The 25,699-nt window shown below is 45.2% G+C and carries 26 protein-coding genes; 1 reads left to right on the top strand and 25 read right to left on the bottom strand.

What is annotated here, in order from left to right; genetic code table 11:
• Window positions 1-57 precede the first annotated feature (57 nt).
• From murA to AC6RGY_RS03215, 16 genes are all read right to left on the bottom strand, one after another.
• Window positions 58-1,329, bottom strand: a complete 1,272-nt coding sequence (gene murA, locus AC6RGY_RS03290) for a UDP-N-acetylglucosamine 1-carboxyvinyltransferase (RefSeq protein WP_499859772.1) — start codon at window positions 1,327-1,329, stop codon at window positions 58-60.
• A gap of 14 nt (window positions 1,330-1,343) precedes the next feature.
• Complete coding sequence (murB, locus tag AC6RGY_RS03285) at window positions 1,344-2,252, bottom strand: UDP-N-acetylmuramate dehydrogenase (protein WP_499859771.1); 909 nt, start codon at window positions 2,250-2,252, stop codon at window positions 1,344-1,346.
• A gap of 324 nt (window positions 2,253-2,576) precedes the next feature.
• A complete protein-coding gene (locus tag AC6RGY_RS03280; RefSeq protein ID WP_499859770.1) occupies window positions 2,577-2,726 on the bottom strand; it encodes a hypothetical protein in 150 nt (49 codons plus the stop codon).
• A gap of 3 nt (window positions 2,727-2,729) precedes the next feature.
• Complete coding sequence (gene spoVE, locus AC6RGY_RS03275; protein ID WP_499859769.1) at window positions 2,730-3,839, bottom strand: stage V sporulation protein E; 1,110 nt, start codon at window positions 3,837-3,839, stop codon at window positions 2,730-2,732.
• A gap of 35 nt (window positions 3,840-3,874) precedes the next feature.
• Window positions 3,875-5,248: a UDP-N-acetylmuramoyl-L-alanine--D-glutamate ligase gene (gene murD / locus AC6RGY_RS03270; protein ID WP_499859768.1), complete on the bottom strand. Its 1,374-nt coding sequence runs from the start codon at window positions 5,246-5,248 to the stop codon at window positions 3,875-3,877.
• A complete protein-coding gene (mraY, locus tag AC6RGY_RS03265) occupies window positions 5,248-6,270 on the bottom strand; it encodes a phospho-N-acetylmuramoyl-pentapeptide-transferase (protein WP_499859767.1) in 1,023 nt (340 codons plus the stop codon). Before mraY ends, murD begins: the two co-directional genes overlap by 1 nt.
• A 13-nt stretch (window positions 6,271-6,283) precedes the next feature.
• A complete protein-coding gene (locus AC6RGY_RS03260; protein WP_499859766.1) occupies window positions 6,284-7,672 on the bottom strand; it encodes a UDP-N-acetylmuramoyl-tripeptide--D-alanyl-D-alanine ligase in 1,389 nt (462 codons plus the stop codon).
• Window positions 7,669-9,156: a UDP-N-acetylmuramoyl-L-alanyl-D-glutamate--2,6-diaminopimelate ligase gene (locus AC6RGY_RS03255; RefSeq protein ID WP_499859765.1), complete on the bottom strand. Its 1,488-nt coding sequence runs from the start codon at window positions 9,154-9,156 to the stop codon at window positions 7,669-7,671. The genes AC6RGY_RS03260 and AC6RGY_RS03255 overlap by 4 nt, the downstream gene beginning before the upstream one ends.
• 131 nt (window positions 9,157-9,287) lie before the next feature.
• Complete coding sequence (locus tag AC6RGY_RS03250) at window positions 9,288-11,216, bottom strand: stage V sporulation protein D (RefSeq protein WP_499861447.1); 1,929 nt, start codon at window positions 11,214-11,216, stop codon at window positions 9,288-9,290.
• Between the two features lie 112 nt (window positions 11,217-11,328).
• Window positions 11,329-13,089: a peptidoglycan D,D-transpeptidase FtsI family protein gene (locus AC6RGY_RS03245; protein ID WP_499859764.1), complete on the bottom strand. Its 1,761-nt coding sequence runs from the start codon at window positions 13,087-13,089 to the stop codon at window positions 11,329-11,331.
• 12 nt (window positions 13,090-13,101) lie between these two features.
• On the bottom strand, window positions 13,102-13,485 hold the full coding sequence (gene ftsL / locus AC6RGY_RS03240; RefSeq protein WP_499859763.1) for a cell division protein FtsL: 384 nt from the start codon (window positions 13,483-13,485) through the stop codon (window positions 13,102-13,104).
• Window positions 13,486-13,518: 33 nt separating this feature from the next.
• A complete protein-coding gene (rsmH, locus tag AC6RGY_RS03235; RefSeq protein WP_499859762.1) occupies window positions 13,519-14,454 on the bottom strand; it encodes a 16S rRNA (cytosine(1402)-N(4))-methyltransferase RsmH in 936 nt (311 codons plus the stop codon).
• Window positions 14,455-14,472: 18 nt separating this feature from the next.
• A complete protein-coding gene (gene mraZ, locus AC6RGY_RS03230; protein WP_499859761.1) occupies window positions 14,473-14,910 on the bottom strand; it encodes a division/cell wall cluster transcriptional repressor MraZ in 438 nt (145 codons plus the stop codon).
• Between the two features lie 151 nt (window positions 14,911-15,061).
• Window positions 15,062-16,324, bottom strand: a complete 1,263-nt coding sequence (locus AC6RGY_RS03225; RefSeq protein WP_499859760.1) for an adenosylhomocysteinase — start codon at window positions 16,322-16,324, stop codon at window positions 15,062-15,064.
• A gap of 71 nt (window positions 16,325-16,395) precedes the next feature.
• A complete protein-coding gene (gene bshC / locus AC6RGY_RS03220) occupies window positions 16,396-18,024 on the bottom strand; it encodes a bacillithiol biosynthesis cysteine-adding enzyme BshC (protein WP_499859759.1) in 1,629 nt (542 codons plus the stop codon).
• 286 nt (window positions 18,025-18,310) lie between these two features.
• Complete coding sequence (locus AC6RGY_RS03215) at window positions 18,311-18,934, bottom strand: hypothetical protein (protein WP_499859758.1); 624 nt, start codon at window positions 18,932-18,934, stop codon at window positions 18,311-18,313.
• Window positions 18,935-19,170: 236 nt separating this feature from the next.
• Between AC6RGY_RS03215 and AC6RGY_RS03210 the strand changes: the two genes are divergently transcribed.
• Entirely contained in the window at window positions 19,171-19,605 is a 435-nt protein-coding gene (locus AC6RGY_RS03210) for an SRPBCC family protein (RefSeq protein WP_499859757.1), read from the top strand.
• A gap of 322 nt (window positions 19,606-19,927) precedes the next feature.
• Here the strand turns inward: AC6RGY_RS03210 and AC6RGY_RS03205 are convergent, their stop codons facing one another.
• The 9 genes from AC6RGY_RS03205 to AC6RGY_RS03165 all read right to left on the bottom strand — a co-directional run bounded on the left by AC6RGY_RS03205 (window position 19,928) and on the right by AC6RGY_RS03165 (window position 25,655).
• Window positions 19,928-20,755, bottom strand: coding sequence for a DUF1259 domain-containing protein (locus AC6RGY_RS03205; protein ID WP_499859756.1), 828 nt, complete (start codon window positions 20,753-20,755; stop codon window positions 19,928-19,930).
• A 173-nt stretch (window positions 20,756-20,928) separates the two neighbouring features.
• Window positions 20,929-21,363: an SMI1/KNR4 family protein gene (locus AC6RGY_RS03200; RefSeq protein ID WP_499859755.1), complete on the bottom strand. Its 435-nt coding sequence runs from the start codon at window positions 21,361-21,363 to the stop codon at window positions 20,929-20,931.
• A 63-nt stretch (window positions 21,364-21,426) separates the two neighbouring features.
• Window positions 21,427-21,894: a PM0498 family protein gene (locus AC6RGY_RS03195; protein ID WP_499859754.1), complete on the bottom strand. Its 468-nt coding sequence runs from the start codon at window positions 21,892-21,894 to the stop codon at window positions 21,427-21,429.
• Between the two features lie 247 nt (window positions 21,895-22,141).
• Complete coding sequence (locus AC6RGY_RS03190; protein WP_499859753.1) at window positions 22,142-22,567, bottom strand: hypothetical protein; 426 nt, start codon at window positions 22,565-22,567, stop codon at window positions 22,142-22,144.
• Between the two features lie 94 nt (window positions 22,568-22,661).
• Complete coding sequence (locus tag AC6RGY_RS03185) at window positions 22,662-23,120, bottom strand: hypothetical protein (protein ID WP_499859752.1); 459 nt, start codon at window positions 23,118-23,120, stop codon at window positions 22,662-22,664.
• A 55-nt stretch (window positions 23,121-23,175) separates the two neighbouring features.
• Window positions 23,176-23,721 (bottom strand): hypothetical protein, encoded by a 546-nt coding sequence (locus tag AC6RGY_RS03180; RefSeq protein ID WP_499859751.1) that lies wholly within the window; start codon window positions 23,719-23,721, stop codon window positions 23,176-23,178.
• A 369-nt stretch (window positions 23,722-24,090) separates the two neighbouring features.
• Entirely contained in the window at window positions 24,091-24,363 is a 273-nt protein-coding gene (locus AC6RGY_RS03175) for a barstar family protein (protein ID WP_499859750.1), read from the bottom strand.
• Window positions 24,364-24,619: 256 nt separating this feature from the next.
• The gene (locus tag AC6RGY_RS03170) at window positions 24,620-25,069 is read right to left on the bottom strand and encodes a contact-dependent growth inhibition system immunity protein (RefSeq protein WP_499859749.1); all 450 of its coding nucleotides are present in this window, start codon (window positions 25,067-25,069) and stop codon (window positions 24,620-24,622) included.
• 328 nt (window positions 25,070-25,397) lie between these two features.
• Window positions 25,398-25,655: a hypothetical protein gene (locus AC6RGY_RS03165; RefSeq protein WP_499859748.1), complete on the bottom strand. Its 258-nt coding sequence runs from the start codon at window positions 25,653-25,655 to the stop codon at window positions 25,398-25,400.
• Between the last annotated feature and the right edge of the window lie 44 nt (window positions 25,656-25,699).

The raw sequence follows: 25,699 nt of genomic DNA, 5'->3' as shown, positions 1-25,699 counted from the left end.
GAGCTTCCAGTATATTTTACCACACATTGAAAAGCAGCGACATGGGAGGCGCTGCTTTTAATATAAAGGAATTTTGGCTTCCATTCGTTCCATTTTGCCACCCAATTGACGAACGGTCTCTTCCAATTGCTCATACCCGCGATCAATGTGGTGAGTGGCATGAACCTCGGTCTCTCCGACAGCAGCAAGACCAGCCATGACAAGGGCTGCACCTGCACGTAAGTCTGTGGCATAAACTTGAGCACCGTACAGTTGGGGCACCCCATCAATTTGGACGGAATTTTGTTCCGCTAGCAAATGCGCCCCCATCTTCCGTAATTCATCCACATGCTTTAGCCTAGCGTTGAAGATTCTTTCTGTGATCAGGCTGGACCCCTCAGCTAAAGTGAGCAACACCATCATTTGCGGTTGCAGATCTGTAGGAAATCCGGGATAGGGTGCTGTGGTAATGTGTGGGATGGCTTTTAACTGAGAAGCTCCTCGTACCCAGATCGCATCTTTCTCCATCTCCAGCCGAGTCCCAGTCTGCTGTATATAATAAAGGAAACTCTCCAGATGAGCAGGCACCGTATGATGCAGGGTTACTTCTCCACCTGTTGCTGCTGCTGTGGCAATAAGTGTACCCGCCACGATGCGATCGGGAATGACCGTGTGCGAAGTTGGAGTAAGCCGCGCCACACCGTCAACAATGATGGTATCCGATCCTGCTCCCTTCACACGTGCTCCCATCCGGTTAAGAAAGGATTGTAGATCCACAATTTCCGGTTCTCTCGCTGCCCGATGGATCACCGTCTTTCCTGTCGCCTTCACGGCAGCCATCATCACATTCTCGGTCGCACCCACACTGGGCATTTCTAATGTGATTTCGGTTCCTTGAAGACGCGAAGCACGACAAAAGATGTGGCCCTCACGTTCATCGATCTCACATCCAAGCGAGCTTAGCCCCTTGAGATGCAAGTCGATCGGTCTTGCACCAATCGCGCATCCACCTGGACGAGAGACGCATACCTCTTGTAGTCGCGACAATAACGGACCCATTAAAAAGATAGAGGAACGCATTTTTCTCATGAGTTCGTCAGGAATATGGGAAGTGTTGAGTTGGAAGGTATTCACCCAGACCGTATGTCCAATGCGAGTGATACGTGCCCCTAAGGATTCCAAGATATCGATCATCACTTCGATATCTGACAAACGAGGGACATCACGAATCTCATACACTCCTTCTGCTAATACTGTGGCCGCCAAAATCGGCAGTGCAGCATTTTTCGCTCCTTGAATGCGCGTCGTTCCCATCAGCCGACGGCCACCTTCGATGGAAAAGTGCGTCAATGTTCCACCTCCGTTTACTCCTCTCCCACCACCAACACTTCCGGTTGAAGGGATACCCCAAACTTCTCCTCCACCGTTTGGATGATATGATCAATGAGGGTGAGAACATTGTTGGCCGTAGCACGGCCTCGATTAATAATAAAGTTGGCATGAAGTGTGGATACTTCAGCGTCCCCCACGCGATACCCTTTTAGACCTGCCGCTTCCACCAGTCGTCCGGCATGGTCGCCAGGCGGGTTACGAAACACACTTCCTGCACAAGGGTGTTGCAAAGGTTGAGTCATGCGACGCCGATCTTTAAATTGGGACATGGCTGCACCAATCTCATCTCGATCACCTGGTTGCAATTGAAAAGTTGCCTTTGTTACAATACCCGGCATCTCTTTTTGTAAAATCGATGTTCGATAAGAAAAGCCCATTTTTTCATTGGTAAGATGAGTCCATTCACCTGTTTCCAACAAGATTTCTGCTGATTCTAATACCCTCATCACATCTGATCCGTGCGCTCCTGCATTCATATAGACAGCGCCACCGACCGTTCCTGGAATTCCGCCTGCAAATTCCAATCCAGAGAGTTCTTGACGCGCGATCTTATTAGAGAGGCGTACCATCGAGTATCCCCCACCAACGGTTACGCGCGTTCCCTCTATTTGCAATTCATCAAAGCCTTCTTCGAGACGAAAAACAACGCCGCGCAAGCCACCATCACGAACCAATAGGTTGGAGCCACGCCCCACGACACGCCACGGTATTTGATGCTGATGTACAATACGCATAGCGGCTTGTAATTCATCCCGTGTTTTAGGATAGATCAACAAGTCGGCAGGTCCTCCTACCCTCCAAGTGGTATGTCGGGACATCGGTTCATTGGGTCGGATATCTTCTATATTGGCTACTTTCAGCTCTTGTATAATCTCGTTCACTTGGTTGGTCCTCCTTCGATCAAGGGCATAACGCGGTATACCGTATCTTATGCCTATGCTCAATATGTGTGACGCCTGCCCAAAAAAGCAGGCGCATGTTGGATAAAGTCTCTCCCATTTTAACACCACTGACCTCTATTTGGCACCTATAGTCTCGCGATAAACGGCTATCTTTGTGAGAGTGAGGTTTTCGTACAGCGGTTCAGTACAAAGCACGTTCTACTTCTCTCGCCCATTTCATGAAAAATCCCTCCGGGATCTAATGGGTATCTTCCGAAGGGAGAAATATGCCTACTAATATGAATGAAATACATGCACGAACAGCTATTCCATATTGCTAGCACCTGCTTTTGCTTTTGCTTTTGCTTTTGCTTTTGCTTTTGCTTTTGCTTTTGCTTTTGCTTTTGCTTTTGCTTTTGCTTTTGCTTTTGCTTTTGCTTTTGCTTTTGCTTTTGCTTTTGCTTTTGCTTCCAAAGCCTATCTCGCCGGTTCCTCAGTGAAGCGTGAGATATTTAAGAGAATTCCAACCGCAACAAGGTTGAGTGTCAAGGAAGAACCCCCATAGCTTAAAAAGGGAAGGGTAATCCCTGTGATAGGGAAGGCACCCGTTACCACACCGATGTTAATGACGGCTTGAATGGTGATCATGGCGGTAATACCGGCCGCTGTCAAACTCATAAAAAGGGTGGGCGAGGTAATCGCAATGCGAATGCCTCGCCACACCAAGAGAGCAAAGAGGCAGATAACCGTACCAGCCCCCAAAAAACCCAATTCCTCCGCCAAAATGGAGAAGATAAAGTCGGTATGGGGCTCGGGTAGGTAAAGATGCTTTTGTCTACTCATTCCTAGCCCTAAGCCCATCAACCCTCCCGGACCAATGGCGTATAAAGACTGAATCAAGTGATAACCTGCACCCAGCGGGTCTTGCCAGGGGTCCAGAAAGGCGGTGATGCGTTTGATGCGGTAGGGTGCTGCCAACACCAAGGCAGTAAATCCTCCTAATCCGAGCAGACCCAGCCCCATTAGGTGCTTGAAGCGTGCACCCGCAGCAAACAAGATAGCCAGGCCCGTCCCCACCAACACGGTTCCTGTTCCTAAATCGGGTTGTAGCATAATAAAAGCAAATGCAAGGCCTACCAAGGCCAGCGGGGGAAAAAGGCCCGTCCAGAATTGGGAGAGGCGGTGAGCATGCTTCGCCAAATAAGCAGCCAGAAAAAGGATAAGCGCCAGTTTCATAAACTCAGAAGGTTGAATACTAAATGCTCCAATTCCTAACCAACTACGGGCCCCACCTCGCCATAAGCCGACACCCGGGATTAAAACCAACGTGAGTAAGGAAAAGCAAATCAAAATGGCCGGCTTGGACCACCGTTCAAACAAGTCCGGAGAAAGATTAGCCACCAGAAACATAAAAAAAACACCCAAAGTGGCAAATAAAAGTTGCCGCTTTGCATAAAAAAAGGCGTCTCCATATTTATGAAAAGAGAAGGCGGCGCTCGCACTGTACACCATCATAACTCCGATCGCAAGAAGCAAGAAAATAACGACAACCACTGTATAATCCACTGTGTGACGAGAGGGAGACACGAGAATGCACCTCTTTCGCTCGGGGCTTGGCTCTATTACTTAAGCCTATGCACAGCTTGTTTAAAAATGCTACCCCGCACCTCAAAAGAAGGATACATGTCCCAACTGGCACAAGCAGGCGACAATAAAACCACACTGCCCGACTCGGCCCACTCTGCTGCAATCTGTGTTGCCTCCGCTACATCCGTTGCCTGTACCGTACGTATACCTGCCTCCTGCCCCCGCGCGATCAAAGTAGGGGCAGCTTCGCCATACGCCACCATAGCTTGTACTCGTTGCTTTAAAGCAGGCAGTAAATCCCTAAAATCAGTGCCACGATCCAAGCCACCTGCGATCCAAATAATCGGTTCCGCAAAGGATTCCAAGGCAAGGCGAGCAGCTCCCGTATTGGTCGCTTTCGAATCATTGTAGTAACGAACTCCCGCCCGTTCGGTCACATATTCTAAGCGGTGTTCCACTCCCCTGAAGGAGCGAAGCGTCGCTTGAATAGAGGATAGAGGACAGCCCGCACGGTAGGCAATGGCGGTAGCAGCAAGCGCATTCTCCAAATGATGTTGTCCCGGAAGAAGAATCTCATTTACAGAAAGGACACGCTCACGCTTTCCTTCAGCTGAATGAACAACCACCCAGCCCGCTTCTTCGATCTCTACTCCTTGTGGCACCGCTTCCTTGCGGCTAAACCACCAAACTTCTGAGGATAGCCTTTCGCCAATTTGTCGGCAGTGTGGATCATCCCAATTAAGCACAGCTGTATCTGCTGCTTGCTGTTGCGCAAATATCCGCTCTTTGGAAGCCGTATAGTCTTCCATGCCCCCATGGTAATCCAGATGAGCTGCGGTCACATTGAGCAAGGCTGCGATTTGTGGGTGAAACTGCTCTGTTCCTTTCAATTGAAAGCTACTTAATTCAGCGACCAACCAGGCTCTAGGATCAATCTCTTGTACAACTTCGGCTAAAGCGGTACCAATATTGCCCGCAATGCGGTGATCCATCCCTGCATTGGCCATCATGTCTCCTACCAACATCGTCGTGGTGGTTTTCCCATTAGAACCGGTAATCCCGATTATGGGAGAACGACAAATTTGCCCAGCAATCTCCACCTCGGTTACAACCGGGATATGGAAGCGCTCTGCCACCTGAATCGGCGGAATATGGTAGGGAATTCCTGGGTTTTTAACCACGAGGTTAACCCCTTCGTGGATCAAATCAACGGGGTGTCCGCCATAAATTACTTGGATTCCTCGCTCTTCAAGCGTTATAGCCTCACTCGATTCCGAGCGTGGTTTGGCATCGTTGACGACGACATGGGCACCCAGGGAGTGAAGCAGTTGGGCTACAGCCACTCCACTTTTCCCCAATCCTATCACCACTACCGTCTTTCCATCCCACAAGGCTGTTTGGTCACTCATCACACTAACACCTCAAGTGAATAAAGAAATATACCCAGTATGGCAAAGAATAATCCCATCAACCAAAAGGAGGTCACCACACGCCACTCTGACCAACCTGACAGTTCAAAATGATGGTGAAGAGGGCTCATGCGGAAGATTCGTTTACCACGTAGCTTAAAAGAAGAGACTTGCAGCATGACGGAGAGGGCTTCAATAAAGAAGACAGCTCCAATGACTAGTAAGAGTAATTCCGTCTTGGTAATGATCGATAACGCAGCCAATCCTCCCCCGAGAGCAAGGGACCCTGTGTCCCCCATAAAGACTTTGGCGGGATGGGCATTAAAGACCAAGAAGCCCAGCAATGCTCCCACAATAGCGGCCGAAAAAATAGCAACCGAGTGGTTCTCTTGCATCAAACCAATGACGGCATAGGCTCCGTACGCAATCGCAGCGGTTCCAGCTAACAGACCATCCAATCCATCCGTTAAGTTGGTTGCATTAGAAAAGCCAATCATAATGATAAGAAGCAAGGGGAGATAGAGCCAGTTCAAGGATAGAATCATATCCGTTCCTGGAATCACCACTTGAAAGATAGCTTGAAGCTCCGATTCAGGGTCAATAACCCGCACCTCTAACAACACCCAAAACAGAATGGCTCCAATAAAAAATTGACCCAATAATTTCTGTCTAGCGGTAAGACCCAGGTTTCGTTTCATGACCACTTTAATGTAGTCATCTAGAAAGCCTAAGATACCATAACCAATCGTGGCAAATAATAAGAAAAAGAGGTCTGCATTCACACTAAGAAAGCCTTCAAAAATATTGCTTACAGGTAATGCGGTCAAAACCAGTGCAATGAGAATCAAAATCCCACCCATGGTTGGGGTGCCTGCTTTTTTAGCATGTGCTTGGGGACCTTCCGCTCGTATACTCTGACCAAACTTCAAGCGACGTAGGCCAGGAATCATCATCGGTGCAATCACGACACAGATCCCAAATGATAAAAGAAGTGGAATAATAAGCATAATCTCTGTATTCATCGGTATTTCTATATTAATGGTTCGTCTCCCCTTCACATAACTGATTTACAACAAGTTCCAGACGAGCTCCTCGTGAAGCTTTGGCCAACAACACCACTTGTTCATTTCCCTCTTTCAGTAGCGTTTGCACCGCTTCTTCCTGCGAGGAAAAATGCTCAATATGGGATATCCCACCCGCTTCTTCGGCTCCTTGAGCAATCCACCGGGCTCGCTCACCAATTGTATATAGCCTCATGACTCCTTTTTGAGCTGCATAGTGACCCACTTCGCGGTGATAGCGCTCTTCATCGGGGCCCAGCTCCAATATATCTCCTAGTAAAATCCACTTTTGCCGATCTGCCTCCATGTCCATCAATAGGTCGATGCAGACACGTACGGCACTGGGGCTCGCATTGTACGTATCATTTATCATCAGCATGTGGTTTTTTGCTTGTAGGGTTTCTAAGCGCATCCCAGATACACGTGCTTGCGATAACCCTTCTTTCATTTGTTCTTCCGAAAGATGGAGTTCTCGCCCTACCGATAATGCCATCAAGGCATTCATGGCATTATGTTCACCTAATAGCGGAAGGGTGTATCGATATTGCGAAAACCGTGAAACAAATGAGATGCCTTCGCGTCCAATTTCACATTGGAGTGGACCCTCATCATTTTCGCGACCGTGACCGACACGCACCACCTTTTGTTTTACATCCTGGAGCCTCTTCTCAAGCAGTGGTTCATCCCCATGAGCAATGATGATGCCTTCCTCTTTCAATCCATCCAGAATCTCCAATTTCGCTCCCGCAATCGCCTCACGACTACCAAGGTGTTCCAGATGAGCTTCTCCAATATTCGTTATAACCGCCATATCTGGTTGGGCAATCGTAGAGAGCTCATGAATTTCCCCTGCGTGATTCATTCCCATTTCCACTACCGCTACTTCTGTTTCTTCCGGCAACGCCAACAGAGTGAGCGGTAGGCCAATGTGGTTATTATAGTTTCCTTCTGTCTTATGCACGCGATAGGAAGGAGATAAGACAGAAGCGGTCAAATCTTTTGTCGTTGTCTTTCCATTACTCCCCGTAATAGCTACGATTGTGGCACTGCATTCCTGTCGATAAGCCGCCGCCAATTGCTTCAGCGCTTCCAGCGTATCTTTCACCACAATCACAGGGATTTCCAGCGAATCTGGCAGAGGGACATCCTCCTGCCAGAGGGTACACGCTGCACCCAATTTGGCCGCTTCCTCAACATAATGGTGCCCGTTAAAACGCGTTCCCACTAGGGGAATATACAGATTGTTGGTTTTCAGCGTACGCGTATCGGTGGAAACACCCTGGACCAGCCGATACCGATCGGAGGCTCTGCCAAAAAGGCGACCAGCCGTCTGCGTCCGAATCCAGTCACATGTTCGCTTCATTCCGTTCCTTCCTCTCTTTGCATCAACCCTCGCACAACCTCTCGGTCATCAAACGGATAGCGAACACCGCTTACTTCTTGATAGGTTTCATGCCCTTTTCCAGCAATCAGGACGACATCTTCCGCAGTCGCTAATGCTAATGCCTGCGCGATCGCCTCTCGCCGATCCACCGTCACCTGATAGCGATCCGCCCATTCGGCAGGTATGCCTTTTTCCATATCTTGCAGAATGGCCTCTGGTGACTCGGTTCGAGGATTGTCTGAAGTAAGTACAACATGATCACTATATTTTACAGCGATTTCTGCCATCATCGGCCGTTTCTCTCGATCTCGATCACCGCCACACCCCACCACACAGATGATTTTTCCTGTGCAAAATTCTTGGATTGTGGTCAAGACATTTTCCAAACTGTCCGGTGTATGAGCATAATCCACCAAGACAGCAAAGGGGGCTGAGATCTCTACTTTCTCTAGGCGACCCTCGACTCCAGAAATAGTAGACAAGCTTTGTACAATAGAGGAAAGCGGAATTCCTTCTCCCAAGGCAATCGCAATCGCCGTCAAAGCATTGTAGACGTTAAATTTCCCCATCATCTGTAGGAAGACATCACTGTCACCCGCATAGGTGGATAAGTGAAACTTCGTTCCCTCTACCGACACCTGAATATCTGAAGCTTGCACAGTGGCCGTCTGCTCCATTCCATATGTAATCACTTGCGCTGGCGTAATCTGCGCAAAATATGGAGTAGCCGGATCATCTTGATTAAGTATAGCTAAAGGAAAGCGATCTCGCTCATTATCGTAATGATTCCCTAGTTGGGAGAACAAAAGACCCTTGGCTTCACGGTAGGCCGTCATCGACTCATGAAAATCAAGGTGATCTTGTGTGAGGTTGGTGAAAGCAGCTGTATGATACTGACAACCCCTTGTCCTACCCAAGGAAAGAGCATGAGAAGAAACTTCCATAACGACATAAGTACAACCGGCCTCTTTCATACGCCTGAAGTTTTGCTGCAAAATATCAACATCTGGTGTCGTATTGGCCGTGGGATATGTTTTTTCTCCGATTAGTATCCCCGTCGTCCCTACAAGACCGGTTTGAAAACCTGCGTCTGTCAGAATACGATGAACCAAGGAGGCCGTCGTTGTCTTCCCATTGGTTCCAGTAATACCAATCACTTTTAAGTCGTGGCTCGGGTAATTGAAAAAGCGAGAGACCAACACAGCCATCGCCCTTTTGGTATCAGGCACGTGGATGGCGGTCATCCCAGTGGCTTCTCCTTCTTCCAGCACCACCGCCACAGCACCTTGCTCTTTGGCTTGCTCGATGTATTGATGCCCATCCGTATCAAAGCCACGCAAAGCAACAAATAGGTCACCCGCTTCCACTTCACGCGAATCCGTCTTGATTCCCAGGATTTCGACATCGAGTGAACCCTTGGAGTCATAGATCACCAGTGGCTCTAAGAGTTCCTGTAATCGCATGTCATTCCTCCTCAATCGATAGGTCATCGCTCGTCACGTTACAAGATCTCGTGATCAGAGAATGATCCCTTCATCTGTTTTCACAAAAAAAAACAAGAAGCACGCTTCTTATAATGATGAACATATATATTTTAATCCCCTTGGCTCGATTTGTCACCTAGATAGAGTTGAATTGGCGTTCCTTTTTTCACTCTTTCCCCTGGTTTCGGTAGTTGATCGATCACGTAAGCCCCATCCCCACTCGTCGTCAAGGAATAATGATGCAAGCTCTGCCGAATTTGATCTAAGCTTTGTCCGACCAAATTGGGGACGGTCACAATATCGGGTGAAGTTAATGTTTTTTCTGGAGGAATCTGATCCTCTCGCCGTTTCACTCCTAAATGCATCAAGCTATCTTCCAAAATATTTTGTACAATCGGGGCAGCCACGACCCCACCAAATTGGATTCCTTTGGGATTATCCACCGCCACATACACAATTAATTCGGGATCATCCGCTGGAGCAAAACCGAGGAACGAGACAATATGATTGTTCTGCAGATACCGCCCATCAGGCCCTACTTTCTGTGCGGTTCCCGTCTTTCCCCCTACACGATAACCATCAATAAACGCTTTGCGTCCCGTCCCTTGCGCTACTACACTTTCCAATGTTTGCCGAACTTTAGCGGAGGTTTCCTCCGAGATGACCCTCTCTAGCTCTTCTGGTTCAAAAGACTCCACTGTCTCCCCTGTTTCCGCTTCGAGCCATGCTTTTGCGAAATGGGGACGGACCCGCGTTCCACCATTGATCGCTGCCGCGACCGCCGCCACTTGCTGAATGGGCGTAACAGATACCCCCTGTCCAAAGGAGGTGGTCGCCAATTCGACCGGACCTGCCCGTTCTTCTGTAAACAAAATGCCTGTGGCTTCTCCGTTTAGATCCACTCCCGTTTTTTCCCCAAAGCCAAATTTGCGAATATAGGAGAATAAGGTTTCCTCCCCTAGCTTTTGTCCCATGGCGACAAATCCGGGGTTACAGGAGTTTTCTACTACCTCCAAAAAGGTTTGCGATCCATGCCCTCCTCTCTTCCAACAGCGAAGGTGAGCACCGCTTACTTCAATGTAACCCGGGTCATAAAAAGAGTCATTTAAGTTGATTTTCTGCTCCTCTAATGCAGCCGCTAAGGTAATGATCTTAAAAGTGGAACCCGGTTCGTACGTCCGCCAAATCGGATAATTGTGATTATAAATATCCGGATCGGTATTGGCGATATCATTGGGCTGGAAAGATGGGCGCATACCCATTCCCATGATCTCACCTGTCTTGGGGTTCATGGCGATGGCGAGAACGTTCTCAGGATCGTACTGGGCCATGGCTTGATCCATCTCCCGCTCCAACACAGTCTGGACATACTTATCGATGGTAAGCACCAAATCCATTCCATCCTGTGGAGGAGTGAACTGCTCTTCGGCTCCAGGCAATTTTCTCCCACCTGCATCCGCGCCAAAGGATACATAACCTCGACTGCCGGAAAGCCCTTGGTCATACGTTAATTCAATTCCAGCCAGCCCTTGATTATCAATGCCCGCAAATCCGAGCACATGAGCTGCAAATTCCTCCATTGGGTAGTGGCGCTTATTATCATCCGAAATCGCAATCCCCTCTAAACGCAAGGCCTGGACTTCCTGGGCCAACTCCTCCGATATCTTTTTTCCCCCAGGCACATACACCATAAGCGACCGCTTCGTAATCGTTTGATAGATCTCTTCTTCCGAACCTTCCAAGTGCCTAGCTAGGGTACGAGCCGTCTCCTGCGGATCTTTGATCTGCGCGGGGATAGCGATAATGGAAGGCGTACTAATATTGTATGCTAGCTCGTCTCCATTGCGATCCAATATGCGCCCCCGCTTCCCCTGAAAGGGAATATCGCGATTCCACAAATCTTTTGCTTGCTCTGCCAGTTCATCTCCCTGCACCAATTGAACAAAACCCAATCTCCCCAATAGCCCAGTAAAAACGAGTAATACCGTTAGCAAAGCCGCCCATAACCGCCGCCTCACCAAGCGATTGGTCAGACGCAACTCATCATCCCCTTCCATCCCGAGGTTGTCCCTTCTCTAATAAGGAGCCTATTCCTCTTTCCTAACGGATAGAACGAAATACCCCTCCAAGCATGGATTGCCTGAAGGGGTTTTATTCCTCTGTTTTCACTTTTAATGAGGATAACGTCTTTTCCAATATTTCTTTTGCCACAGGGGCTGCCACCGCTCCGCCAGACGGCGAACCATAACCGGGTTCATCGAGTGCGACGTAAACCACAGCTTGCGGATCATTTGCCGGGGCATATCCAACAAAGGATACATAATATTTCCCATTGGCATAGCCACCCGCACCATCAGGCTTTTGTGCTGTCCCCGTCTTTCCAGCAATTTCATATAGATCGGACTGTGCCTCTTGACCAGAGCCCTCTCGTACCACGCCCGTTAAAAGCTCTGTTACCTCGCTAGCCGTTTCCTGCGAGACGACACGCTTCCCTTTAACTTTTGTTTTTTCCACTGTCTTCTCTGTCTCAGGGTCCACTACTTCATCTACCAAATATGGACGGTGTAGCACGCCACCATTGGCGACAGCTGCAACAGCAGTCACACTTTGAATAGGCGTAACGGCAATCCCTTGACCGAACGAAGCAGTCGCCAGCTCCGAGGCATGAAGCGATGGATGTCCGTAGAAGATGCCTTTTGCTTCGGCAGGTAAATCAATGCCAGTCATCTTCCCAGTCGATTCGGTCACCTTGCCAAAACCAAACCGGTCCACATACTCGACAAAGCGCTCTTCGCCTAATCGTTGCCCCATATGAACAAAGGCCACATTACTCGACAGGTTTACACCCTCGCGATAGCTAATTTCACCCCAACCCGTGCGGTTCCAATCACGAATAGTTACTCCCCCCACTTGGATCGATCCCGATTGGAATGTGGAGTCTGCGTCAAAAACTCCTTCCTCAATCGCAGCTGCGAGTGTCACAATTTTGAAGGTAGATCCGGGTTCATATTGATGGCTCACCGCAATATTATGTGCGTTATTTCTTCCATTCACCTCTTTCCCATAGGTAGCGCTATATTGATTCGGATCAAAGCTAGGAGTATTGGCAAGTGCCATTATCCCTCCATTATGAGGATCCATCACAATCGCTGTCGCTGCCTTGGAACCAGATTCTTCTACGGCTTCCTGAAGGATGGCTTCTACTTCCCGCTGGACTCTCGTATCCAACGTTAATTTTAAATTATGACCGGGTTGCGGTGGGGCAAATTGATCCGGCTCGGAAATCATCATCCCATCCTTATCCTTTTGATAAGAAATGTTCCCTTCCTTTCCACTCAGAAGGTCATCATAAGCCAGCTCCAGTCCCCCATTCGCCTCTCCTTCGACATTGACGAAGCCAAGTACGTGTCCCGCCTCTGGCTTGCTTACATAATCCCTACTCGGAAGCGGAATCCCACGGATACCGTCCCACTTTTTGTCCATTACTTCTTCATACACCTGTCTCGATACCTTATAATCTCCACCAAATCGCAACTCGACTTGTTTGGCTTCCTTATTCTGCAATTTGGCTAACACTTCTTCTTCTTCTACTTCTAGAAGAGTAGATAATTGCTTGGCAATTTTCTTTTTATCCTTCTTCTGTACCTGGTTAAGATCTGCTACAAGTAAGTATTTTTCTACTTCCCAGGCTAAGGGATGACCGTTTCGATCTACAATCTCCCCGCGCTCGGCATGAATCGCTTTTTGCTTCTCCCATTGCACTTTGGCCTGTTCTAAGTAGGCATCTGCTTTCACTGTCTGTAGCAAAAAGACGCGTCCCAACACCAGTACAAAAGAGAAAAGCACGAACAAACCGATGAACAGACTGCGAAACTTCTGGTCACGGGTCAATCTCTTCAGACGTTCCTCCATAACTTCCCTCCACTAATCGGACGAAGTTGCTGACGCGCTTGGAAGCGGCTTAATCTCTTCGCTTGGAATCATCCCTTGTGATTCCGCAAATTCACGAATGCGCTCAGCGTCTTCCAGCTCTCGCTTTTCCGCTATTAACTCTTTCTTCTCTTGTTTCACCTGCTCAATGTCTTGATTGACGGCGTGGATTTTAACATTCCACTCATTGACAGTGGCATGTTGTGCCACGACCAAGAGTGCCAGCCCCACACAAACGACAACACTGAATAAATACAGAATTTTTTCACCTTTGGGAAGACCTCTAACTTGTGCCAGTCTCTTTTTCTTTTGGGTTGGCTGACCAGAGAGATGATCAAGAGAATCTAAAGCGGTATTCCCTCGGATTCGTTGATCCATCGTAATACCCTCCTGCCCCTTTATCTTTTCACCCTACTCTCTTTTCTCTGCGACACGTAATTTGGCGGAACGCGCACGTGCGTTCGCTTCAATCTCTTGTGGAGAGGGTACGATCGGTTTTTTGTTGACTAACGTCAGAGTAGGGGTATTCCCACATGTACATACGGGGAACCCAGGAGGACAAATGCATCCTCTCGCATACTCCTGAAACGTACGTTTACAGATTCGATCCTCTAAAGAATGGAACGTGATCACCGAGACGCGTCCCTCAGGAGACAAGAGATGAATCGCTTGCTCCAGTGCCCGTTCAAACACCCCCAGCTCATCGTTAACAGCGATACGAATCGCTTGAAAAGTGCGACGCGCCGGATGAGGACCCGTTCGTCTGGCTTTAGCTGGAATCGCCTGCTTAATCACTTCCACTAGCTGGCTAGTTGTTTCCAGTGGTTGCTTCGTACGGGCTTCTACCACCATACGGGCGATTCGACGGGCAAATTTCTCCTCTCCGTAGCGATAGATGATACGGCTGATCTCCTCTTCGGGCCATTCGTTTATCACTTCATAGGCACTTAAAGGCTGATCTTGATCCATCCGCATATCCAAGCGGGCATCATAGTGGTAGCTAAAGCCGCGCTCTCCCTCGTCCAATTGCGGTGAGGAAACACCCAGATCGAACAAAAAACCATCTGCCTGCGTCAGATCCAAATCCTCCAGTACCGCTGTCAGGTGTTCAAAATTGCTCTTTACCAAGTGCAACTGGCAGGTCGCAGCGGAGAGACGATGCGCAGCTTCCTTCAAAGCACGTTCGTCTTGATCGATGCCGATCAATCTTCCTTCTGGTCCCAGCTGCTGGCTGATGAGTTGACTATGTCCACTGCCCCCCAAGGTGCAGTCAACAATCACACTATCGGGGCGAATACGAAGACCCTCTACAGCTTCTTGTCGGAGTACGGTTTCATGGTTAAACATCTCTTCTCTTCCTTTACCCTATAAATCGATATCGAAATCCACTAGTTTTTCTGCTATATCGTTGAAAGACTCTTCTGATTCGGAATAATACGTGCCCCATTTCTCATCGCTCCAGATCTCCACTCGACTGGAAACCCCGATCACCACACACTCTTTGGTGAGATGAGCATACTGACACAAATGCGTTGGAATATTGATGCGGCCTTGCTTATCCAGCTCAACTTCCGTCGCACCGGAAAAGAAAAAGCGTGTAAATGCACGCGCATCGGAGCGCGTAAAGGGCAATGTCTTCAGCTTTTTCTCTAGTTGTTTCCATTCATTGATCGGATATACGAATAGGCATTGGTCCAAGCCACGGGTGACGACAAACGAAGGAGCAAGCTCCTCACGAAATTTTGCCGGCATGATGAGCCGACCCTTGGTATCTATCGAATGCCGATATTCTCCCATGAACATGTCCGTTGCCTCCCCTCATCCCCCCTTTTCCTCCACTTTCCCCCACTTTCCACCACACTGTAAATTATACCACAGGCATACTGAAAAATCCTGCACCCAAGGGCACAGGATTTTGTAAAGCATTTGCTTTTTTTGATGAGGGTTTTGTGGATTAAACTTGCCAGCTTGCCAAGTACTCCTCTTGTTCTTCTGACAACTCATCAATTTCCAATCCTAGGGATTCCAATTTAAAGCGAGCCACTTGCTCATCCAAGTGATACGGAACATCGATCACGCGTGCACCGATTTTCTCGTACTTTTCATTAATATAGAGAAGACCCAAAGCTTGCAGAGCAAAGGTCATATCCATGATTTCCACCGGATGGCCGTCGCCTGCCACGAGGTTAACCAAGCGTCCTTCGCCCAAGAGATAGATCTTACGCCCTTCAGCTGTTTTGTATTCCGTGATGTTTTCACGTACCACACGGGTATCCACAGCGTGGTCTTGCAACCAGATTTTATCAATTTCTACATCGAAGTGACCTGCGTTAGCCAGAATGGCACCATCTTTGAGATTGTCCAGCACATCTCCACTTACTACTCCACGGTTACCGGTAACCGTCACGACGAAATCGGCCTGCGCAGCCGCTTTTTCCATTGGCATAACCGTATGGCCATCCATATGCGCTTCTGTCGCTTTAATGGCATCCACTTCCGTCACAATCACTCGTGCGCCTAAACCTTGCGCACGCATGGCCACACCGCGACCACACCAGCCATAACCAACAACCACAACGGTCTTCCCTGCTACCACCAAGTTGGTCGTGCGGTTAATACCATCCCAGACGGATTGTCCGGTTCCATAGCGGTTATCAAACAAGAATTTGGAATAAGCATCATTGACCGCTACCACAGGGAATTTCAATTCGCCTTCTTTTTCCAAAGCACGCAGGCGCAGGATCCCGGTGGTGGTCTCTTCGCAACCACCTTGCACTTGTTCCATCAAGTCTGGACGCTCACCGTGAAGAATACCGATCAAGTCTCCTCCATCATCAATAATCAGGTCGGGACGTGTTTCCAGCGTCCGTAGGAGATGCGCTTTGTATTCTTCTGGGGACGGATCATGCTTAGCAAAAACGGTAACTCCCCCTTCAACCAGTGCCGCACAGATCTCATCTTGTGTGGATAAAGGGTTACTTCCCGTGATCACAACATCTGCGCCAAAGTCACGCAATAGTTCCGCGAGGCAAGCGGTTTTGGCTTCCAAGTGAAGCGAAATCGCTACCCGCTTTCCTGCCAACGGCTTCTCTGGGGCCAATTGCTCACGCAAACGATTAATCACTTTCATGTGCTCTCGTGCCCAATCCATTTTGAGGCGACCTTTCGGTGCCAGTGAAATATCGCGAATATCGCTTTGATGTTCTGTCGTACTCATAATAGGCTCCTTTCCTAATCAAGGAAATTTATTTTTCCTGACTTAAGGGAATGTAAGTATGATTCCTCTACTTATATTTTTACCACTTGATGGTCGAAGGAGGAAAGAGGTTGTTGGATCAAAAAATCAATCCACTCCGTTCCATAGCAGTTCCAATAGGGAACCACATTATACACTCTTTCCTGGTGGCTTTCTGCTGGAAACAAGAGCGTGCGAAGCGTCTCAAAATGCGAACGTGCCACTTGATGCCGCTGATTTAACGCTCCCCATGCTTTTTTCTCCAGATAGTGGAGTTCCTTTTGCACCCGCTCACGGTTGGTTTCCCCTAATTCTGGTAAGTCGGGACGAATGGGCGAAATCCCATCAATCAAGGCATGATACAAGCGGTCAATTTCCTTATTCGCATCCGCAAATAGCTGCTTCACATCGGGCTGTACTTGTCCGCGAAGCCAAGCCTCCCACTTCTCTTCCCATTTCTCCATGATATCATACACGGTCAACTGATACTTCTCCAATAAACGGTGACTCGTACGGTCCACCAACGTCCAGCTCCCACGAGGCATCACCAACGGCATTTCCAATCCTACTTGGGAGAAAGCACGGCGTAACAATCCCCAGTAGGCGATCTCCCCTGGTCCGGCTACAACCGCCAGCGTAGGAAAGACCCACTCCTGCATGAGGGGGCGTGTAACCACATTATTACTCAATCGCTGTGGATCACTGACTGCTAGCGCCAGCAACTCTTCCCGCGACCACTCCTTATCTCCCTCTCGTAAGCGATAGCCAGTCTCTGTTCGCATCAGCGGATGACGCTTCTCCTCTTCATAGAGAAACAGGTTGGTATGGTCCGGTTGTTCCGCTAGTTGGGATGGATACCCGGCTGCTTCTACTTCACGCATGCTGGTGGACACAGCATCCGCTATGCGTCCTTCTTGCTCGATTAGCGTCTGAAAGAAGGGGGCTTCTGCTGTACGAAGAGGAGGGAAGGAAGCATCAATCTGTACGAGACCATAAGTACCAAATAAATGATGCATCACCCGCGCAAAAAAGCGGGACAGACTGATACCCCCTTGCCCCAACTTTTTGAGCGTGGCAATCAGCTCCTGCTTCTCCTTTGTATCGGGTAACAGTTGTTGCAAGTGATCCAGCCATTCCTGAAGTTGACTCTCCTCGGGGTGAACCGAACTAGCTGATTGCTGCTCGTAATCGCGCAAGGAAAAGGAATGTTTCTTCCTCTCCTTCTCTCCCGTCAGCAATTGAATGTGATCAATCTCTTCCAAGTCATGGTCTTCGCCCGCGATCCAAAAGACAGGAATCACGGGGATACCCAACCGCTCTTCTTCCCGCCGTGCCATCTGGATAATAGAGACCGCTTTATATACCGTATAAAGAGGACCTGTTAAAAGCCCCCCTTGCTGTCCCCCTATCACTACCACACTCGCGGGGTCTTTGAGTCGCTCCATGTTTTTCTGCACTTCTGGGTGCATCAAATCACCAGCATGATATTGTTGCAACACTTCCACTAGCTTTGCTCGCTCCATCCCTTCCTCTCGCTTCTGGACATGCGCAAGTCGTCTATGGAAGCTGGTGGCATCCTGTGGATTGTATGTATACCAATCAGAAACCGAGTTAAAGGAAGTGAGAAATTGCTCCACCAATGGATGACTCGACTTCAGCTTCATCGTTTCTATCTCCATCATCGCTATCCTTTCCTCCGTCTGAGGCTTTAAATATGCATTCGTGAATTCCATGTTAATGGGATCGATCCGCTATTCGGTGTAAAGTCGATCCTCTGTCTAGTATAGCACGGATGTTCTTGATGGTGGAAATGGTGTGGGGAGTTTTTGAGGAGGGGAGGGGTGGGGGAGGGTTGTTTTGCTCAGAATAGGTTGTAGCTTGCTGTCCCTTTGCTTAATGGATTTAGGATCGATGAAGGACGAGCAATATTCTCATCATGTAGGAGGCGAACTCCCCCTGGGATAGGTGTTATGATAACTTCTCCTTCAATCTGTAAAGCCTCAGTCCTTCTGCTACTGGTTCTCCTTCTTCAACCAAACCAAATTTTGCATATAAATCTCCGGGTAACAAGAAGTTTTCCTTGTAGATATCCTGAAATAACAACTCTTCTCTATTGGTCAAACCACAAACCTCTTCTCCTATCATTGCAAAATCAAAAGGTGATCCTCTGAATATATCACCTGCTAATTTGATAAGTAAATCATCCACGACTAACAACCAGGGGTTTAACGATGAAAGCAAAGGATATCTGTACGGATATATTTTCTCCAAAGTATTCTGTGGAATGGATATGTCTATCCAATCTGACTCCCCTTCTACTCTTACGATTCTTATCTCGCATTCGACTACAAACTGATCCATATTCATCAAACAATACCATGGTGAGTTTATATTAGATAAGGAGAGGGGAAATTGGATAGGAGGGTTGCCATATTCACCTTTTTCAATCCAAACACCGTGGATAATAGGGCTTTTAGAAAGCATTAACAGTGCGTCATTAAGTCTTTTGTCGTCCCCAGTTGGATGGAGCTCAATAGAAAGTTCGTAATAACCACCACTCCAATCTGACCTTATAAACTTTTTATTTCCCATGATAAATTCCTTTCCATTAATTCGTAAGTACATCAAGCCAAAGAAGCTCGATGTACTTGCATTATTAGTCTTCCCATTAACTTGGTCAAGCAAAGTTGTAGCGGTCAGTAAAATATGATTAAACTGAACGTACCTCCATAGGAGTTTTTCCGCCTAGAGTACGATGAGGTCTCACATGACGGTAAATAACGAAAGATATAATCCATGATGAGGTCATTGGAAGGAGAAATATTAAAATGAATAATCTTTCCCAAATTAGAATTCAAAAGCCGGCGAATGAGATTTTCGAGGCATTAGTTGATCCTGAAAAAATAGGATACTTTTGGTTTTCTTCAAGCTCCGAAAGATGGGAAGAAGGAAAGACTGTAACATTAAGATATGAGGAATATGGCGCTCAGGGAGATATTGATATAAAAGAAATTCAAGAAAATAAAAAAATTGTTTTTGAGTGGGCTGGCAATCATGTAGTAACAATCAAATTTATCCAAGAAGATAACCATAGCACAATTGTAGAAGTGAATGAAGAAGGTTTTAATGAGAAAAGCGAAAATCTAATTGGTCAACTACTAGATAATAAAGAAGGTTGGGTTTATATGCTTACTTGCCTAAAAGGATACATGGAATATGGAGTTATTCTAAGAGCATCACTGATTAAATGCGACACAAATTAATATAAAATGCTTGTAGTTTTGAGTGTTAATCAAAAAAAGGGCCACGAAGAATAGAGAATGCCACAATAAATAAAAGTAAATCCACTCGATGTGTCAGTAATGAGAAGATATAATCGAGAGTTTAAAAAACAGACGGTCGAGATGACTCAAAGGTACACGCGCCACCTTGTGGTAGAAGCCGGATCATGAGAGTCCTTCTGAAAGGCCCTGTTCGCATGCTCAAAGGTCGTCCTAAATAATTTGCTAAAAGAAACGGAAGGATGTTTCTCTTCTGTACCCACTGAGGACTTTGAGAGAAACGGTCCTTCCGTTTCTTTGTTTCTTATAACCCTAGCACCCGTAAAGTCTTCCTTGTCTCCAATGCGAACGTGATTGGATTGACGATGGCAAGGTATCGTAACAACACCACTTCGGGAGTTTCAAACCAACGGCTTTCCATTCCTGAATGGACAATCCCCGTCTGTCTGTTCACAGCTTCTAAATAGGGCCGTACTTCCTCTGACAAAAGTCCTACACTACCAATACAGAGTGCGTTTCCCTGGGGATCAAATGATTGAAAAGAGAAATTGAGTAGCCCTACACTTCCAATCGTGGTCGGAATCCCCTCTATTCGTACATTCAGGTTACGGGATTGTAGTACATCGCAAGATGTACTGAAGAATTCAGCCGAACCGCCGATCCCGATAATGTCTCGGAATAATGTACATAACCGCTGTACAACGGGAGAGGCAGGGGTAGATATTTGTGGTTGTGACCGGGTAAGAAGGCTCAACACCCGTGCCTTTTGAGCAAACGCGAAGGGGCTCTCAACTGATTGGAAATAAACATCGACGATATTGGGCTTGGTAAATGTGCTGTACTGTGTTATATCGGTTACTTTAAAACCTTGACGAATTAATAGTTTGGTTAAGGGAGTCACTTCTTGCTCTAATAATGCTAAGAATCCAACATTTAGGGTTTTTCCGGGGATCGAAGTACTTTGTAGCCAAAAGGCATTATTCAGAGGGTCTTCCGAGTTTCGATTCAAAACGGTGGAGCTAAAAGGGCGCAAATTCGTGATCAGGCAAGTGTTCTCCACATCACCAAACGTGCTGACATTTCCATTAATGACCTTACTGAGTACTTCACATAGCTGAGGTGTGACATTCATGATCGACATCCCTACTTTATACCTTTGAATATATATTTATAAGGTATTCAAAGTAGTAGAGGTTTGAAATAGAGCATCGTCTATGAAAGAAAGAAATGGAGTGAGTATGGTTTTGTGGACACAATTGAGAAGCAGAAAGGCAAGAGAGGACTGGACCTGCAAACCCTCCAAATTTAATGCAAGCTATTTATAAAATCTCCGAATGTATCTCCGATTTTATAAATGACCTTCCTTTCCGTCTCATTTTGTTTCTCTACATATACGACTGCTGGAACAGCCTCATCACTACGATAATCAAAGCAAAACAAATTATTCCTTAAGTCAATTGCAAAAGGGATTAAACCATCTACCAAAAATCGCTTATTAACATTATACCAATCCAATATATCCAACTCATCAAATGCTACAAACGATAGTAGGTACTTCAATTCAATTTCTCTTGACTCTTCTATCATCACCTTTTTTACTGAGGGTTTTCCTCCATGGAATAGTATCATAAGATGACAGAAATCACTTGGGAACTTAACACCTAGCCGATTCTCTACCAGTTTTATCACGGCCTCATCTGCAATATCATAATCAGTACTCCAATTCACTTCGCCTATCATTTATTGTTTACTCTCTCCCTTCTATTAATTCCATTTGGTTGCTTCTTCAGAAAGTCAATACGACTACATCTCAATAACTAGAACACCCTCTGCATAATCTTCTATTGAACTTACATTTACCCAATGTGGCTCATCATTTCGGAACTTATGAAAGCGCAGAGTAGTTTCCTCTCCATCGAATGACAAAATTATATTAAACTCACTCGAAGGGAACATCCCTTTTATTTTATACATCCATGCTTCCATCAAGCCGAGTGAAATCTCTAAGCCTTCAAGTGGATGATGTTCAACAAAATCAATATAATCCCCTAGGTGAACATGATTATAAGTAGCCTCAAATCCTGTTCTATCTGGACAAAACCGATTCGCTCTAAATTCCTTAGGTAACTCCGACGAATCCTCTTGCTCCAAAAGCACACACTCATCCCAATCTATAAACTGAGGGAACAAGATCTGCTTCACTTTAGGATAGTTCAAGGTAATCGAGTGTTCTCTTTCATCTCTTACTAATAATTCAAGGTAGTTTTCCATCGTCTTGTTCAAGTATTTCTTCACTCCCCTTCACCACTTCCAATCATTTGTAAGATTATACGCTAAAATAATTAGTCAGCCCAACATTAAGTTTCTTAACGAGTTCCATGTCTTTCAGCATTATGCTCCTCCTATTTGGTGTTACGTTCCAGGAAGGATGATCACCCGTGGTTTCAATGGTCTCTCCGTCCACATAGAATTTGCAAGAAAAGTTCTTCGGACAATTACTTCGCGATAAATAGATTTCTTAAAATTCCCAGTTGGACATCTCTAATAAATCAGCACTGCTAAAAACAACCTCTAACCAGGGCTTCTCTAAATCTAATGTATATATTTTTGCAAAATAAAGTGATTTCCCATTATCCTCTCTACTATTACCATCCTTTATGAGTTCTCCTATCTCAAAGACTACAATTGTAAACCAACTAAAAATTTGAGCTGGTGATAATTCCTTTTTGTAATTTTGATGTACCATATCACTATAACTAAGATTAATATTAAGACAATTTTTAAGCACTAGCTTTAATATCCTTGTTTCCTTATTTTCACCCCAATAATAATCTATTACTATTTCTAAATCTGTTAGGTTCTCCTTTAATTTCAGCTCACAAACAATACTATCCGTGAAATCAAACTCCTCCGATATAAAGTTGATGTCATCAGAAATAAGCATATTGGTCCTCCTGAATATTTTTTAAATAAACTCTCCCTGGGCAGTCCTCACCAGTCCAATATACACTCAAATATCAATATTTTAGAAGTTCCACTTATGAATCTGGAGAAGAAATGCGCTTGGGCTTGAGCCAAAGAGATTTTAAACCGTTTTCCTCTAAAACAATAATAGTGCTTGTAGCAATCTCTATTATTTTATCTTCGGAAACACAATTTCTTCTTCCTATACATATCCACCCTGAATCGGCATCATAGTATGAATTCCAATCCCTGTAGATATCTATTATTCCATCATCTATATATCGCTCCTCCAGATAAATAATACCAGGTTCGCTCAGAGGAGCTTTTAAGCTTTCTATACTACAACGACCGAGAGGATAGTAGCCACAAACATACTTTAGTTGACCGTTCCCACCATCAATTTTTATTTCGAGCGTATCAATCAGGATGGTGCTATTTGCAGCCAATCTAGGCTCATAATCAAATGAGTGACCATCTTTATAGACTAGCTCCCCGTCAAAACATATGGAAGAATCCCGTTTAACAATAAACAACACAACCACTCCAACAATTGAATGATGAATTTGAAGCAATAAGTAATAGATTCACCTAGCAGGGAGATTGAGTAATCTTTAAATGAAATGAATCTAGCCAATTAAGAAAAATATCTTCGTTAACTAGACTCGGGCATACCAGCCTTCCTATCCTAATAAAATCACTTAGGAGATTTAAGAAAATATATTTAACCTCTTCCTTATCTCTAACCTGCATATTAGGATTCGGATTCCAATCAGTACTACTCTTGCAAATTAATCTTACATTGTTCTCATCAATATCTTCGAACAAGACTTCTCTCTCTACCCCTTGTTCATAAAAATCCAATGAAAAATTGTAGCAACTACTTTTGATCTTTTTTAATATTTCTGGTGTTTGTTCCATTGCTATTGGTAGATCAAATAAGCAATCTACGGGCCAGTTTTGTTGACCAAAACCAGAAACACGAAAGTTCACTTTCCCTGTTTTTTGAAAAATTTCGCAGATGTCATCTATTATAGATATTTCATTATCTAATTCAAGATCATATTTTTTATTATCCTGTATTTCCCTGGTTAAACCCGTCGAGAGATTTTCACTCACTAATTTCATATTAAACAACACAACCACTCCTTACCTTATTTCTTCAATGCAAGAGCCCGGATTAATCCTGTTACAACGCTCCTACTTCCCAGGGAAAATTCTCTTTCAAACTGCTTTTTTTGTCGTACTCAGTAATAACAAGGTATTACTCTAACTCACTAGCAATTTAGATAACCTACTTCGCTTCTTCTTGAACCCTCTGGAGGTCAACTTTGTAATAAGGTCCTGATTATATCTTTTCGTTTCTGACACCTTGAACATTTTTTCTTTTATTATGGTATTCTCCATTCTTCTTATCCTCATATTAGACTAACACCCAATAATCCAGTCCCTCCTAATCAAGGGAACACAGTTATAGATAATATTTACTGAATTTTTGACCAGTAATCATTCTAGAATCAATTTGAATTCCCCTCCTAATTCTTCTTCTGCCTCTTTCATCAAATCCGCAATAGCATCTCCATATTCTCCTAAGTAACCTTTACTAATTCTAAAGTCTTTCCATAGAATTGTGAGTGGCAAATCTACTCCTCCAGTTAGGCAATCCCATAATGCATCTAAATTTTTTCCGTAATAATTCGGTAAATCTAATTTTCCCTTTATAATCCTGTGAAATTCTTCTACAGAAACAAACTCAGTACCGGAAAGTACTACTTTCATATCTGTATATACCCCATTTCTATAGCAGGCGCCCGAGGTCGGTCTCTGCTATGTATATGATTGAATGCTTAGATTGTGCTCTGTTGAATTGGAAAAGAATCGCTCTCCTTAAATATCAAACATTTAAAGGGAAGAGCGGTCCTATGTCAAATCGCACACGATTTCTATTCTAACTACTAGCCGTTCTCGTAGAAGAAGTACATGATGTCGGGTATCCTGATACGGCTCGGAAATCCTCTTCTTTTTACTCTGCTGCTCAAATCTGATTAAACATTCTAATCATTGCATTTAACATCTCAATCGTGCTGTTCTTTTCATCCTCATCAATGAAAGGTTCATCTATACCTGTATCCATTTTTACTACTTTCTCTTTAGCATCCACTATCTTCGAAAGAGTTTCTACTGTAATATCCTTTCTATCTATCCAATAGCTTTTTTTTACATTAAACAATGCAACAATCATTTGTCCATCATAACCACCACACAACGGATCTAAATCTAACCTTTTCAAGGCCTCCAATATTGTGCAATCTAAAAATATTTCCTGTCTAATCAATCTAGAAATATCACTATCTCTGATTTCAGAAAGAGAATAGTGCCTAATCCTATCGTACCACTCCGGAAGAGATCCCTCATAACAAATTTCTGTTTCTTCATCATACTCTTCACCATAAATAGTCTCTAAATTTTTTATTTTTAAATCCATCTCAATATGTACCTCTTCATTAGAAAGTTCACCTATAGTATATAATTCCCTTTGGTCACTTTCATTTTTTATTCTACTCATTAATTTTCTATATGCTTAATATTCGGTTGCCCGTAGCAAACTAGACAGAATTTTAGAGTATCTCTGTAGGCACTCTATCGGTGTTAATTACACAAGTGTACTGTGGATTCGAAAGTTACTAAACCAGTGAACATCTTCGAACAATCCTAACTCTATTTGTTGCAGATGTTCATTCTGCGTACCGATGGCTTATATTAAGAACCTTTTTTTCTCAACAATTCTTCTCTTATAATCACCTTTCATACTTTCATGCAAAATGAACCATTTGATCAGGAAAGTCACTACCATCTTTCATTTCTCTTAGTTCTCTTGCCAAACGCTGTCCTGCTCTTCTATAGTAAAAATTATCTTTCTCTTCTTTTCCAGGCACCGGATTTAGTTGATGTAACGATCGGGTATTTTTATTATACTCTAGTCGTCCCGTCACTTGATCAAACGGTCCATACATGTATATTACTACCTCTTCATCTTCTTTTTCTTTTACAAGAGCTACTGATATAGCCATATTTCTCACTCCATATTTAACCAACTTCATAGTAAACACCTATT

It is taken from the genome of Mechercharimyces mesophilus, assembly GCF_059818345.1.
This window is presented reverse-complemented; position numbering and strand designations above follow the sequence as displayed.